This window comes from Stenotrophomonas sp. 99219_Sma (genome assembly GCF_056480785.1).
In genome coordinates this window covers 4,118,442-4,131,749 of sequence record NZ_CM151117.1, presented here as the reverse complement: position 1 = coordinate 4,131,749, position 13,308 = coordinate 4,118,442, and the positions used below count along the sequence as shown (strand labels likewise).

Genomic DNA, 13,308 nt, shown 5'->3' with positions numbered 1-13,308 from the left:
CCCGTCGGGTCGCACCCGGCACGCCAAGTGGTCCAGTCCGCACAGTGCGATGATCCGCCTTGGACTCTACTCAAGGTCCGCAGTAGATCCACGCCATGCATGGATGTGGGCCACAATGCGATCACTTCTCCTTGCGGCTGCCGCCATGAAAGAACTGATCATCCCTGAAGCTGCCCAACGCGACGAATCTTCGGTCGAGATGATTCGCGTGTGGATCGCTGAGCGCGGGCTGCATGCATCATTGAAAGTGGGGCTGTACGAGGATCGCCCCGACATCCGCGAAGAACGTGCCTGGGGGCGAATTCTTGCCGACGTTGCCCAGCACGTCGCCGACGCGCTGGTGACCAGTGAGGGCATGGACCGTGACGTGGTGGTCGAGGCCATCAAGGCAGCCTTCAACGAGGAGCTGCAGGCGCCATCCAGCGGCCGGTCCGGCGGGTTCGTCGTGCGGCATTGACGGTAGATCCACGCCACGCGTGGATGAATTCCCCGCCCCACATTCACCGCTTCGCCCGAATCCTCGCCAAGGCCAGATACATCGCCGGGGTCGTGTACAGCGTCAGCCACTGGCTGACCAGCAAGCCGCCGACAATCGCAATGCCCAGCGGTTGCCGCAGCTCCCAGCCTTCGCCGTTGGCCAGCATCAGCGGCAGCGTGCCGAGCAGCGCCGCCAGCGAGGTCATCAGGATCGGCCGCAGGCGCAACCGCGCGGCTTCCATCACTGAATCCTGCGCGCTCAGCCCGCGCCGCTCGCCGGCCAGTGCGAAATCCACCAGCAGGATGGTGTTCTTCATCACCACGCCCACCAGCAGGAACAGGCCGAGCAGGGCGATCAGGTTCAGTTCGTTGCCGAACAGCCACAGCGCCAGCAGCGCACCGACACCGGCCGAAGGCAGGGTGGACAGGATCACCAGTGGCTGCAGGAAGCTCTCGTAGAGGATGCCCAGCACCAGGTAGACCGCCAGCGTGGCGCCCAGCACCAGCCACAACTGGCGCGAACGGAGCTGCTCCAGGCCGCCGGCTTCGCCGGACAGTTTTCCCTGTACCGACCGTGGCAGCATCAGTTTCGCCATCGCACCATCGATCGCCTGCGTGGCCTGTTCCAGGCCCACCCCCGGTGCCAGCGCGAACTCGATCCAGATCGAGGCGAACTGCTCGCTGTGGTACACCCGGTCCGGTGCCATGCCATAGCGCCAGCTGGCGATGCTCGACAGCGGAATGCGCTGGCCGTTGCCATCGATCACCTGCAGGCGTGACAGCGTGCCCGGGTCCTGGGTGTGCTTCGGGTCCAACTCCATCACCACGCGGTACTGGTTGAGGCTGTCGTACAGCGTGGCGACCTGGCGCTGGCTGAAGGAGTTGCTGAGCATGTTGGCCACCGTGCGCAGGTCGACGCCGTGGCGCGCGGCTGCTTCGCGGTCGATATCCAGCACCACCTGGCGCATGCCCGCTTCACCCTGTGCTTCCACGTCCACCAGTTCGGGCAGGCCACGCAGCGCGGCCGCCACCTTCGGCGCCCATTCGCGCAGTGGTGCTGTATCGGCCGACAGCAGCTGGAACTCGTACTTGCCGCTGCTGCCGGCGCCCTCCAGGCGGATGTCCTGGTCCACCCACAGATAGAGATTGCCGCCGGGCAGCTTGGGCAGCCGCGCGCGCAGGCGGTCGATCACCTGTTGGCTGGACACCTTGCGCTCGGCCAGCGGCTTCATCTTGATCATGATGAAGGCGTTGTTGACCCCGTTGATGCCACCGATGTAGCCGATGATGTCCTCGATGGCCGGATCGGACAGCAACAGCTTCCTGTACGCGTCGATCTTCGGTTGCATGGCCTGGAAGGACAGGCCGTCATCGCCGCGCGCGAAGCCGCGCAGCTGCGCGGTGTCCTGCTTGGGCACGATGCCCTTGGGCACCTGCTGGAACAGCCACGTGTTAAGCGCGATGACTGCAACGAAGGCCAGCAACGGCCAGCGCAGCCGGCGCAGGCTGGCCTGAAGCGTGCGCAGGTAGGCGCTGCGCACACGTTCGAACAGCGCATTGCTGCCCCGCTGCCAGCGCGAGGGTTGCTGCGCGGCATCCACGAACAATCGTGCACACAGCATCGGCACCAGGCTCAGCGCGACCAGCACGGAGACCGTCATGGCCGCCACCAGGGTCAACGAGAATTCGCGGAACAGGCGTTCGACGAAGTCGTCCAGGAACAGGATGGAGACGAACACCACGGCCAGTGCAACGTTCATCGACAGCAGCGTGGCACCGACTTCCGATGCACCCCGTACTGCCGCCTGCCAGCGGTCGGCGCCCAGTTCGCGATGGCGGGCGATGTTCTCCAGCACCACGATGGCATCGTCCACCACCAGCACGGCGGCGACGATCAGCGCCATCAATGAAAGCGTATTGAGTGAGAAGCCCATCAGCGCGATCAGCGCCAGCGTGCCGAACAGCACCACCGGAATCGCCACGCTGGGCACCAGCGCTGCACGCCAGTGGCCGAGGAAGCCGAGCACCACCAGCACCACCAGCACGATCGCCAGCACCAGCGTGAGCTCTGCTTCGTGCAGGGTGGCGCGGATCACCGGCGAGCGGTCCATCACCAGCCGCATGTCCACGCCGGAGGGCAACAGCGCATGCAGTTGCGGTAGCTGCGCCTGGATGGCATCAACGGTGGCGATGATGTTGGCGCCGGGTTGGCGGCTGACGATCAGCAGCACGGCGGGGCGTTCGTTGTGGAAGCCGCTGGCGTAACGGTCTTCCACGCCATCGGCAACGGCGGCGACATCGCCCAGCCGCAGCGTGCGGTCGTCGCTCACCTTCAGAGCCAGTTCGCGGTACTGCGCGGCCTGGCGCAGCTGCAGCGGCGCTTCCAGCTGCCACTGCTGGCGGTCATCGCCCACGGCACCCAGCGGGCGCATGGCGTTGGCGCGGCCGATGGCCTGGGCCACGTCCTCCAGCGCCAGGCCTGCATGGTTCAGTGCATTCGGGTCCAGCGAGACACGCACGGCGGGCAAGGCGCTGCCGCCCACCTGCACTTCGCCCACGCCCGGTACCTGCGACAGCTTCTGCGCCAGCACGGTGGAGGCCAGGTCATACAGCTGGCCTGGCGAACGCGTGTCCGAGGTCAGTGCCAGCGCCAGGATCGGTGCCTGTGAGGGATTGACCTTGCGGTACTGCGGCATGCCGGGCATACCACTGGGCAACTGCCCGCGTGCAAGATTGATGGCGGCCTGCACTTCACGCGCTGCCTCATCGATGTCGCGGCCGAGTACGAACTTCAGTTCGATCTGGGTCTGGCCCTGGGTGCTGGCCGAGTCGATGCGTGAGATGCCGGGCAGGCTGCCCAGTGCGCGCTCCAGCGGCGTGGCGACGGTGGCTGCCATCGACTCGGGCGAGGCGCCGGGCAGGCTGGCACTGACTTCAATGGCCGGGTAATCGACCTGTGGCAGCGGCGCCACCGGCAACAGGCGCAATGCCAGCAGGCCGGCCAGCACCAGCGCCACCGCCAGCAGGATCGTCGCTACCGGGCGCTGCACGCAGGCCTGCGCCAGGCGCGCGATGGGGGTCACGCGCTCGCCTCGTCAACGGCCACCGGGGACGTCGCACGGCCACGCTGCAGGCGATCAAAGGCCAGGTAGATCACCGGCGTGGTGAACAGGGTCAGTACCTGGCTGACCAGCAGCCCCCCTACCATCACCCAGCCCAGTGGCTGCCGCAGCTCGGCGCCGGAACCGCTGGCCAGCATCAGCGGCACTGCGCCGAACAGCGCGGCCAGCGTGGTCATCAGGATCGGCCGGAAGCGCAGCAGCGCGGCCTGATGGATCGCCTCGCGCGGTGACATGCCGCGTGTGCGCTGCGCGTCCAGCGCGAAGTCGATCATCATGATCGCGTTCTTCTTCACCAGGCCGATCAGCAGCACGATGCCGATCACCGCGATCAGGTCCAGGCTGCGTCCGCTTACCCACAGTGCCGCCAACGCACCGACGGTGGCCGAGGGCAGGGTGGAGAGGATGGTGATGGGGTGGATGAAGCTCTCGTAGAGCACGCCCAGCACGATGTACATCACCACCACCGCGGCCAGGATCAGCCACAGTGTGGACGACAGCGAGCTGCTGAAGGCCGCTGCGGCACCCTGCAGGCGAAGTTCGATGCTCTGCGGCAGGTTCACCTGTGCGCGCGCGGCGTGCACAGCCTCCACCGCTTCGCCCAGCGAAGCACCCGGGGCAAGGTTGAACGACAGCGTGGCCGCCGGGAACTGGCCGACATGGTTGCGCAGCAGGGCGGTCGGGCCCAGATCCACGCGTGCCACCGCACCCAGCGGCACGGTCTGCCCACTGCTGCTGCGCACACGCAGGCCCGTGATCGCCTCCGGCCCGGGCTGTCGTGAAGGATCGGCCTCCAGCACCACCCGGTACTGGCTGGCCTGGGTGAAGATGGTCGAAATCTGGCGCTGCCCATAGGCGTCGTACAGCGCATCGGCTACTGCTTCCACGCTTACGCCCAGGCGCGCCGCCGCATCGCGGTCGATCGCCACGCGCGCCTGCCGGCCCTGCATCTGCAGATCGCTGGCGACATCGCGCAGTGCAGGTTGCTGGCGTAGCGCCTGCAGCAGCTTCGGGGTCCAGCGTTCCAGTGTTTCAAGATCCGGCGTGGTCAGGGTGAACTGGTACTGGGTGCGGCTGATGCGGTCTTCGATGCCCAGCTCCTGTACCGGCTGCAGGTACAGGGTGATGCCGGGGATCTTCGACACGCGCTGTTGCAGGCGCGCCATCACTACGGCGGCGCTATCGCGGTCGCCGTGCGGTTTCAGCTCGATCAGCAGGCGGCCGGTATTGAGCGTGGCGTTGTTGCCGTCCACGCCGATGTAGGAGGACACACTGGCCACCGCCGGGTCTGCTTCGATGGCCGTGGACAGCGCCTGCTGGCGCTCGCGCATGGCCTGGAACGAGATCGCCTGTGGTGCCTCGCTGATGCCCTGCACCAGGCCGGCATCCTGCACCGGGAAGAAGCCCTTGGGCACGGCGAAGTACAGCGCCACGGTCAGTGCGAGGGTGGCAACGGTGGCCAGCAGCATCAGCGGCTGGCGCTGCAGCACCCAGCGCAGCTGGCGGTCGTAGAGGCCGATGACGCGGTCGAAGACATCGGGCGCATGTGCAGTCTTCGCGTGCGGCTTCAGGAACCGCGCGCACAGCATCGGCGTCAGCGTCAGCGAGACCACCAGCGAAATGCCGATGGCTACAGCCAGTGTCACTGCGAACTCATGGAACAGTGCACCCACCAGGCCGGCCATGAACAGCAGCGGGATCAGCACCGCGATCAGCGAAACAGTCAGCGACACCAGGGTGAAGCCGATCTCGGCTGCGCCTTTCAGCGCTGCATCGCGGGGGCTTTCACCTTCCTCCAGATGGCGGGCGATGTTCTCCAGCATCACGATGGCATCGTCCACCACGAAGCCGGTGGCGATGGTCAGCGCCATCAGCGTGAGGTTGTTGAGCGAGTAGCCGGCCAGCAGCATCACCGCAAAGGTGCCGATGAGCGACAGCGGTACCGCGACGCTGGGAATGAGCGTGGCCGGCAGATTGCGCAGGAACACCCAGGTGACCAGCACTACCAGGCCGATGGCCAGTACTGGTTCTTTCTGCACGCCGCGCACCGACGCGCGGATCGATTCGGTACGGTCGCTCAGTACATTCATCTGCACGCCGGCGGGCAGCGTGGCCTGCAGCTGCGGCAGCAGCGTACGCACCTGCTCGACCACGGCGATCACGTTGGCGCCGGGCTGGCGCTGGATGTTCACCAGCACTGCCGGCGTGGTACCGCTCCACGCAGCCAACTGGCGGTTCTCGGCGCCATCGGTAATGGTGGCTACATCGCCCAGCCGCAGCGGCGCGCCGTCGCGCCAGGCCAGTACCAGGGCACGGTACTCATCCACGCTGCGCATCTGATCGTTGGCATCGAGCATCACCGCGCGGATCGGGCCATCGAAACTGCCCTTGGGCAGGTTGACGTTGGCGGCGGCGATGGCGGTGCGGATGTGGTCCATGCCCAGGTTGTTGGCGGCCAGCGCCGCTGGATTGACCTGGATGCGCACCGCCGGGCGCTGGCCACCGGCCAGGCTGACCAGGCCGACGCCGGGCAACTGCGCCAGGCGCTGGGCGATGCGCGTATCCACCAGATCGTGCACCTGCGGCAGCGACAGGCCTTGCGAGGTCACCGCCAAGGTCAGGATGGGGGTGTCGGCCGGGTTGACCTTGCGGTACACCGGCGGCACAGGCAGGTCCCCGGGCAGGAAGCTGCCCGCCGCGTTGATGGCGGCCTGCACGTCCTGCTCGGCCACACCCAGCGACACCTCCAGCCCGAACTGCAGGGTAATGACCGAGGCGCCACCGGAACTGGTCGACGACAGTTGTTTCAGGCCGGGAATCTGCCCGAGTTGGCGCTCCAGCGGTGCGGTGATGGTGCGTGTGGTCAGTTCGGGGCTGGCCCCCGGATACAGCGTGGTGATCTGGATGATCGGGTAATCGACCTGCGGCAGCGCGGCCACCGGCAGCAGGCGATAGGCCAGCACGCCGGACAGCAGCAGCGCCACCATCAGGAGAGTCGTTGCGACCGGGCGCAGGATGAACGGGCGCGAGAGGTTCATGCGCCGGCCTTGGTCGCGGCCTCCTCGGTGATGATCTCCACCGCCGTGCCGTCTTCCAGCCCGTCGATGCCTTCAATCACCACCTTGTCCCCTGCGGCCAGCCCGGAGCGCACGGCCACGCGTCCATCATCGGCTGGACCGAGCACCACGGTGCGGCGTTGTGCCTTGCTGTCCTTGTCGACGATATGCACGTAGTTGCCCTGGCTGCCGAACTGCACGGCGGCATCGGGAATCAGCAGCGCGGGCTGCTCGCCCAGCTGCAGGCGGACGTTGACGAACTGGTTGGGGAACAGCGCCAGATCGTGGTTGTCGAAGTGCGCACGCAGTTTCAACGTGCCGGTGGTGGTATCGATGCGGTTGTCGACGCTGGACAGCGAGCCGCGGGCCAGCTGCCGGCGTTCTTCGCGGTCCCAGGTTTCCACCGCCAGTGCCGGTTGCGCCTGCACGGCATCGAGCAGCGCAGGCAGCTCGGGTTCGGGCACGGTGAACAGCACGCTGATCGGCGCGGTCTGCGCCAGCGTCACCAGGCCTTCGGCATCGCTGGCGCGCACCAGGTTGCCCACGTCCAACCGGCGCAGCCCGACGCGGCCACTGACCGGCGCGGTGATGCGGGTGTACTGCAGCTGCAGGCGCGCTTCATCAACAGACGCCTGATCGCTGAGGCGGCGGCCCTGCAGCTGGCGCACCTTGCTCTGCTGGTCGCTCAGTTCCTGCCCGGACACGTAGTTCTGCTTCTGCAGTTCGCGGTAGCGCTGCAGCTGGCGCTCGGCGTTTTCCAGCTCGGCCAGATTCTGCTGCTGGGTACCCTGCGCCTGTGCCAGCTTCACTTCATACGGGCGCGGGTCGATCTGCGCCAGCAGGTCGCCGGCCTTCACCTGCTGGCCTTCCTGGAAATGCAGCCGCAGCAGTTCGCCATCCACGCGGCTGCGTACCACCACGCTGTGCAGCGGGGTGACCGTACCGACCGCCTTCAGGCGCAGCACCAGCGGCTCGGCGCTGGCGCGTGCCACGCGTACCGGCACCGTCTTGCCCGGCGCATCGTCGCTGCTGCCGGCGCCGTTCCGGGGCCACAGCCACCACGCCAGAACGGCGACGAGGGCGATGGCCAGCACCGCCCACAACAGGCGGGCACGACGGAAGCGGGAATTTTCGGCGACAGACATGGGGCATCCTGCGCCCTGCGCGCGCAGGGACATGCGGGCCCGTCGGCGCGTTCACGGCACCACGGGCAGCGGGGAGGGAGTTGTCTGGCGGGGCCGCGGGCGCGGCGTGGCTGGATGCCGTCGCGGCAGCGACGGGGTGACAATGGTAGCCAATCACCCCGGCCAATGCCGTATGACCATGGTCATGCAACGCATTCGGTAGTGCCGGCCGCTGGCCGGCAACCTGCCGGAATCTGCGGGCGTGTGCCGTGTTGCCGGCCAGCGGCCGACACTACCGACAAACAATCAATGCACTTCGTCGTGATAGACGAACTTCGGCATTTCCCAGCGGTAGTGGATCGCCAGCAGGCGCAGCGCGAAGCCGCCGCCGAGGCAGCACAGGATCGCGGTGGCGTCGGCCACGCCCCAGTGCAGCAGCAACAGGTAGGCCGCGCCGGTCAGCAGCGCGATGATCGCGTACAGCTCCTTCTGGAAGATCAGCGGCACCTCGTTGCAGAGAATGTCGCGCAGCACGCCGCCGAAGGCGCCGGTCAGCATGCCGGCGATCAGCACGATCGGCATGGCATGGCCGGCCTCGCGCGCGATCGAGCAGCCGATCAGGGTGAAGGCGATCAGGCCCAGGCCATCGAGCACCAGGAAGGTGCGGCGGAAGTGGTGCATCCAGCGCGCCACCCAGGTGGCGATCAGCGCCGCGCACACGGTGAAGCCCAGGTACTCGGGATGCTTCACCCAGCCCAGCGGGTAGTGGCCGAGCAGGATGTCGCGCAGCGAACCGCCTCCGAGGGCGGTGACGCAGGCGATCATGACCACGCCGAACAGGTCCATGCGGCGGCGGCCGGCGGACAGCGCGCCGGTCATGGCTTCGGCGGAAATGGCGATCAGGTAGATGATGGACAACAGCATGGGGCAGGCTCCGGGCGCGGTGGGCCGGCCATGCGCCACTATCGCCACTGCCTGCGCAATGACGGGATGACGATGGCCGGTGCCGCTCCCGCTGTCCTTTTGCCTGAGAGTTCAGCGGCATGGGCCGCGTGCCCCTTCGGCGGATCGTGCCGGGCATGCCCGGTGACCTCTCTCCAGCTCGGCGAGTCGAATGCATGGTTGGTGGGATTCCAGCCCACCGGCCTGAGCGATCATGGGAGCCTGCGCCTTCGGCGGGCGCCAGCGCGGCGCCTCTCTCCTGCATTCGGGCGCCAGTATATCCGCTGCAGTGCAGCACGGCATAATCCGGGCATGGCCCCGTCCCTCCGACCCTGGTTCCTGTACCTGCTCGAATGCCGCGATGGCAGCTATTACGCCGGCATCAGCACCGACGTGGATGCGCGTTTCGCTGCCCACCAGGCCGGCAAGGGCGCGCGTTACACCCGGGCGCGGCCGCCGCTGCGCGTGCTGGCCGTACGCGAGTACCCGGACCGGGCTGCCGCCTCGCGGGCCGAGTGGCAACTCAAGCAGCAGCCGCGCGAACGCAAGCTGGCCTGGCTGCAGGAACCGGCCGAGACGCTTCTGTAGATCCACGCCATGCGTGGATGGGCCACTTGGCCCATGCCATGATCACCCCGCGCCCAGAGCTGGAGCCCCGGATGTCCACGATTGCCCTGCTGTTCGCTCTTTCCGCAGCAACGAGCCCCACTGCCGATCCGGCCACCCTCGAGGCCATTGAAGCCACCTGCCACGATTACGTCGACGGCCAGCTGGAAGCCGACCCGCAGCGCGTCGCCCGCTCCCTGCACCCGGACCTGGCCAAGCGCGCGGTCCTCGGCGATACGCCCGACGAACGCCTGGGCCTGCGCCGCATGTCGAAGGAAGAACTGGTGGCGCTGACGAAGCAGGGCGCGTTGAAGACCCCGAAGGATCAATGGGACCGCCGCTGCACGGTGCTGGACGTGACCGGCAACGCCGCCTCGGTGCGACTGGAAACCCCGTGGTTCGTCGACTACTTCCACATGGGGCGCTTCGACCAGCGCTGGGTCATCGTCAACGCACTGTGGTACGCGAAACCAAAGGCGCAGTAGAGCGATGCGTGCCGCCGGCAAAGCATGGATCTGCGTCGTCATGCTGGTCGCCGGCATCGCGCTGCTGCCTGGCCTGCTGTACCTGCTCGGGTTGGCGCTGGTGGAAGGCCGGCCGAACTTGGCCGACCGCACGCCCAGCGGTGTGGCCGCGTGCAGCAGCGAACCGCGGGCGGGATACCAGCCGATGAATCCCTGGAGCTTCACGACGCGGTTCTTCGATCCTGAAGCGTTGAAGAAGGCGACTGATGTCGAGCGCGAAGCGTTCTGGGTTGCACGCCGCCACCTGATGCGGCAGCCAAGGCACGACATGCTGCGCTGGCATCTCAGCAGTACCGCACTGACAATCTGGATCACCCGGCATTGGAGTACCGCGCAGATTGCTGATGCCGCGAGGAAGGAGGATTTCTGCCGCACCTGGTCGAAACGGCGGGTGGCCCGATGAACCGGTAGATCCACGCCATGCGTGGATGGTGTTGACGGGGTCAGAGCCCTTTCCTGCGGAAAGGGATCCGACCGCGCAGCAGCCGGCCAGCGGCCGGCACTACCGTCGGGGTCGCCGGTCTTCCTGATCATCACCGAAGATGATGCGCGCGCTGCGCTGGTAGCTCCAGTACGCCACGGCCCAGTTCAGCAGCACCACGATGCGGTTGCGGAAGCCGATCAGGAAGAACACGTGCGCGGCCAGCCAGAACCACCAGGCCAGCACGCCGGAAAGCTGCAGCCGGCCCAGGTGCACGATCGCGGCCATGCGGCCGATGGTGGCCAGGTTGCCGAAGTCGGCGTACTTGAACGGCCCCGGTGCTGCCTTGCCATGCAGACGCGCGCGGATCACCTCGGCCACGTACTTGCCCATCTGCTTGGCGGCGGGCGCGACGCCGGGCACCGGCTTGCCATTGGCCTGGTTCAGCGCGGCCAGATCGCCGGCCACGAACAGTTCGGGGTGCCCGGGCAGGGTGAGGTCGGGTTGCACCTGCACGCGTCCGGCGCGGTCCAGTGGCACCTCCAGCGTGCGCGCCAGTGGTGAAGCGGCCACACCGGCGGCCCACACCACGGTGCGTGCCGGCACGAATTGATCACCGAGCTTGAATCCCAGGCTGTCGATGTCGCTCACCGGGGTACCGGTCAGTACTTCCACGCCCAGCTTTTCCAGCTGACGGCGCGCCTTCAGCGAAAGCACTTCCGGGAACGAAGACAACACGCGTGGGCCGGCCTCGACCAGCCGCACCTTGGCGCTGGCTGGGTCGATGTGGCGGAACTCGTTGCGCAGCGTATGCCGCGCGATCTCGGCCAGAGTGCCGGCCAGTTCGACGCCGGTAGGTCCACCACCAACCACGGCAAAGCTCAGCCATGCGGCCTTCTTCGCCGGGTCCGGTTCCGCCTCTGCGCGCTCGAACGCCAGCAGCAGCTTGCGGCGCAACGCAATGGCATCGTCCAGCGTCTTCAGACCGGGCGCATCATCGGCCCATTGGTCGTTGCCGAAGTAGGCGTGGGTGGCGCCGGTAGCCAGCAGCAGGCTGTCGTAGTCCAGCGTGCTGCCATCGGCCATGCGGATCTGCCGGGCCTGCTTGTCGATGGTCACCACTTCGCCGAGGCGGACTTCCACATTGCGCTGGTGGCCGAGGATGTGGCGCAGCGGTGCGGCGATATCCGGGGCGGACAGGCCGGCGGTGGCCACCTGGTACAGCAGCGGCTGGAACAGATGGTGGTTGCGGCGGTCGACCAGGGTGATGCGTATGCGCTCGCGGGCCAGGGCACGGGTGGCCCAGAGACCGGCAAAACCGCCGCCGACAACAACCAGGTGGGGAACGCGCTCGCGACTCATCGACTCACTCCAGTGGGGGCATTGGGGGAAGCGCCTGGCATCTTCGCACGATGGCGCCCTGTCACGTCAGCGCCGGCATGGATCGGCGATACTCGGGTTCAGGCAACCGCCCGTGAGGAGCCCATGAGCGAACCGGAAAAGCGCATCGCCCTGTTGATCGACGCCGACAATGCGCCGGCCTCGAAGATCGACGAGGTCCTGGCTGAAGTCGCCCGCTACGGCGTGGCCAATGTGCGCCGCGCCTATGGCAACTGGAAGAGCCCGCGGTTGAAGGGTTGGGAGGCCGTGCTGCACGAATATGCGATCCGCCCGATCCAGCAGTTCGCCTACAGCAAGGGCAAGAATGCCTCGGACATGGCGATGGTGATCGATGCCATGGACCTGCTGTACGCGCGCAATCTCGATGGCTTCGCCATCGTGTCCAGCGATGCCGATTTCACCCCGATGGTGATGCGCCTGCTGACCGACGGTGTGAAGGTCTATGGCTTCGGCGAGAAGAAAACCCCGGAGCCGTTCGTCAACGCGTGCTCGAAGTTCACCTATCTGGAAGCGCTGGGCCAGACCCATGCCAGCGTGCCGGATACCGAACAGGCGTCCAGCGAACAGGCATCGAACGAGCCTGTTGCCAACGACGATGCCCGGCCACGCAAGAGCGGTGCGGAAATGCGCAGCGATACGCGGCTGGTGAAGATGCTGCGCCGTGCGGTGTCCTCGGCCGAGGGCGAGGATGGCTGGTCGCACCTTGGCCCGGTCGGCAGCCAGATCGGCAACCAGGCCTCGTTCGATCCGCGCAACTACGGTTACGGCAAGCTCAGTGACCTGCTGGCAGCGATCGGGCTGTTCGAGCTGAAGAAGGACGGCAAGTCCTCCTACGTGCGCGCGCTGCCGAAGAAAAACCGGTAGTGCCGGCCGCTGGCCGGAAAAGAACCGGTAGTGCCGGCCGCTGGCCGGCAAGCCCCAGATGCCAGATCCCGCATCCGGCACGCACATCTCCACTCCGATCAGGCGTATCGTTGCCGCTCGCATTGCCAGCAAGGAAAAACCCGCATGTTGAAGATCTGGGGCCGCCGCAATTCCAGCAACGTCCGCAAGGTGCTGTGGTGCGCCGAGGAGATCGGCCTGCCGTATGAATCCATCGAGGTTGGTGGCAGCCATGGCGGCACGCAGACGCCGGAGTACCTGGCGATGAATCCCAACAGCCTGGTGCCGGTGATCGAAGACCATGGCCTGCCGCTGTGGGAATCGAATGCCATCGTGCGCTATCTGAGTGCGCGCTACGCGCTGGGCACGCTGTACGCCGAAGACCCGATGGAACGCGCCCAGGCCGAGAAGTGGATGGACTGGAGCACCTCGCGCATGGCGCCGCTGTACACCGACCTGATCTGGGGCATCATGCGCACCGCCCCGGCCGACCGCGACGAAGCGCGCATCAATGCCGCCATCGTGCGTGCCGGTGACTACCTGGCGATGGCCGATGCCACGTTGGCCAGACAGCCGTGGCTGTCGGGCGAGACGTTCGCGATGGGTGACATCCCGCTGGGCTCGCTGATCTATGCCTGGTTCGAACTGCCCATCCAGCGCCCGGAACTGCCGCACCTGGCCGACTGGTACGCCCGCCTGCGCGAACGCCCGGCTTACCAGCGCGGCGTGATGTCGCCGCTGACCTGAGGGGTAGCG

The 13,308-nt window shown here is 67.1% G+C and carries 11 protein-coding genes and 2 riboswitches; of the genes, 6 read left to right on the top strand and 5 right to left on the bottom strand.

Annotated features, from left to right (window positions below):
• The first annotated feature begins 145 nt into the window (after window positions 1-145).
• Window positions 146-457, top strand: a complete 312-nt coding sequence (locus ACZK13_RS18810) for a DUF5076 domain-containing protein (RefSeq protein ID WP_080356512.1) — start codon at window positions 146-148, stop codon at window positions 455-457.
• Between the two features lie 43 nt (window positions 458-500).
• On the opposite strand, the gene ACZK13_RS18805 is transcribed toward ACZK13_RS18810, so the two are convergent.
• The 4 genes from ACZK13_RS18805 to ACZK13_RS18790 all read right to left on the bottom strand — a co-directional run bounded on the left by ACZK13_RS18805 (window position 501) and on the right by ACZK13_RS18790 (window position 8,700).
• Window positions 501-3,560 (bottom strand): efflux RND transporter permease subunit, encoded by a 3,060-nt coding sequence (locus ACZK13_RS18805; protein WP_253143479.1) that lies wholly within the window; start codon window positions 3,558-3,560, stop codon window positions 501-503.
• Complete coding sequence (locus ACZK13_RS18800) at window positions 3,557-6,634, bottom strand: multidrug efflux RND transporter permease subunit (RefSeq protein ID WP_478482055.1); 3,078 nt, start codon at window positions 6,632-6,634, stop codon at window positions 3,557-3,559. The genes ACZK13_RS18805 and ACZK13_RS18800 overlap by 4 nt, the downstream gene beginning before the upstream one ends.
• The gene (locus ACZK13_RS18795) at window positions 6,631-7,797 is read right to left on the bottom strand and encodes an MdtA/MuxA family multidrug efflux RND transporter periplasmic adaptor subunit (RefSeq protein ID WP_012512239.1); all 1,167 of its coding nucleotides are present in this window, start codon (window positions 7,795-7,797) and stop codon (window positions 6,631-6,633) included. The genes ACZK13_RS18800 and ACZK13_RS18795 overlap by 4 nt, the downstream gene beginning before the upstream one ends.
• Before the next feature lie 285 nt (window positions 7,798-8,082).
• Window positions 8,083-8,700, bottom strand: coding sequence for a trimeric intracellular cation channel family protein (locus ACZK13_RS18790; RefSeq protein WP_005411215.1), 618 nt, complete (start codon window positions 8,698-8,700; stop codon window positions 8,083-8,085).
• Window positions 8,701-8,781: 81 nt separating this feature from the next.
• A riboswitch (glycine riboswitch) is annotated at window positions 8,782-8,887 on the bottom strand.
• Between the two features lie 13 nt (window positions 8,888-8,900).
• Window positions 8,901-8,990, bottom strand: a riboswitch (glycine riboswitch).
• A 40-nt stretch (window positions 8,991-9,030) separates the two neighbouring features.
• Here ACZK13_RS18790 and ACZK13_RS18785 point away from each other — a divergent pair.
• The 3 genes from ACZK13_RS18785 (at window position 9,031) to ACZK13_RS18775 (ending at window position 10,251) form a co-directional block, all read left to right on the top strand.
• Complete coding sequence (locus tag ACZK13_RS18785; RefSeq protein WP_032129686.1) at window positions 9,031-9,306, top strand: GIY-YIG nuclease family protein; 276 nt, start codon at window positions 9,031-9,033, stop codon at window positions 9,304-9,306.
• 71 nt (window positions 9,307-9,377) lie between these two features.
• The gene (locus tag ACZK13_RS18780; RefSeq protein WP_293794626.1) at window positions 9,378-9,809 is read left to right on the top strand and encodes a nuclear transport factor 2 family protein; all 432 of its coding nucleotides are present in this window, start codon (window positions 9,378-9,380) and stop codon (window positions 9,807-9,809) included.
• A gap of 4 nt (window positions 9,810-9,813) precedes the next feature.
• Window positions 9,814-10,251: a hypothetical protein gene (locus ACZK13_RS18775; RefSeq protein WP_121504292.1), complete on the top strand. Its 438-nt coding sequence runs from the start codon at window positions 9,814-9,816 to the stop codon at window positions 10,249-10,251.
• 99 nt (window positions 10,252-10,350) lie between these two features.
• Here ACZK13_RS18775 and ACZK13_RS18770 read toward each other — a convergent pair whose 3' ends face one another.
• On the bottom strand, window positions 10,351-11,631 hold the full coding sequence (locus ACZK13_RS18770; RefSeq protein WP_478482054.1) for an NAD(P)/FAD-dependent oxidoreductase: 1,281 nt from the start codon (window positions 11,629-11,631) through the stop codon (window positions 10,351-10,353).
• Between the two features lie 123 nt (window positions 11,632-11,754).
• Between ACZK13_RS18770 and ACZK13_RS18765 the strand changes: the two genes are divergently transcribed.
• Window positions 11,755-12,534, top strand: a complete 780-nt coding sequence (locus ACZK13_RS18765) for an NYN domain-containing protein (RefSeq protein WP_010481148.1) — start codon at window positions 11,755-11,757, stop codon at window positions 12,532-12,534.
• A 144-nt stretch (window positions 12,535-12,678) separates the two neighbouring features.
• On the top strand, window positions 12,679-13,299 hold the full coding sequence (locus ACZK13_RS18760; RefSeq protein WP_032129683.1) for a glutathione S-transferase family protein: 621 nt from the start codon (window positions 12,679-12,681) through the stop codon (window positions 13,297-13,299).
• The last annotated feature ends 9 nt before the right edge of the window (window positions 13,300-13,308 follow it).

Coding starts and splice junctions, on each gene's coding strand:
- ACZK13_RS18770 (WP_478482054.1), bottom strand. CDS start 11,631: ATGAGTCGCGAGCGCGTTCCCCACCTGGTTGTTGTCGGCGGCGGTTTT.
- ACZK13_RS18760 (WP_032129683.1), top strand. CDS start 12,679: ATGTTGAAGATCTGGGGCCGCCGCAATTCCAGCAACGTCCGCAAGGTG.
- ACZK13_RS18795 (WP_012512239.1), bottom strand. CDS start 7,797: ATGTCTGTCGCCGAAAATTCCCGCTTCCGTCGTGCCCGCCTGTTGTGG.
- ACZK13_RS18775 (WP_121504292.1), top strand. CDS start 9,814: ATGCGTGCCGCCGGCAAAGCATGGATCTGCGTCGTCATGCTGGTCGCC.
- ACZK13_RS18765 (WP_010481148.1), top strand. CDS start 11,755: ATGAGCGAACCGGAAAAGCGCATCGCCCTGTTGATCGACGCCGACAAT.
- ACZK13_RS18780 (WP_293794626.1), top strand. CDS start 9,378: ATGTCCACGATTGCCCTGCTGTTCGCTCTTTCCGCAGCAACGAGCCCC.
- ACZK13_RS18810 (WP_080356512.1), top strand. CDS start 146: ATGAAAGAACTGATCATCCCTGAAGCTGCCCAACGCGACGAATCTTCG.
- ACZK13_RS18790 (WP_005411215.1), bottom strand. CDS start 8,700: ATGCTGTTGTCCATCATCTACCTGATCGCCATTTCCGCCGAAGCCATG.
- ACZK13_RS18800 (WP_478482055.1), bottom strand. CDS start 6,634: ATGAACCTCTCGCGCCCGTTCATCCTGCGCCCGGTCGCAACGACTCTC.
- ACZK13_RS18785 (WP_032129686.1), top strand. CDS start 9,031: ATGGCCCCGTCCCTCCGACCCTGGTTCCTGTACCTGCTCGAATGCCGC.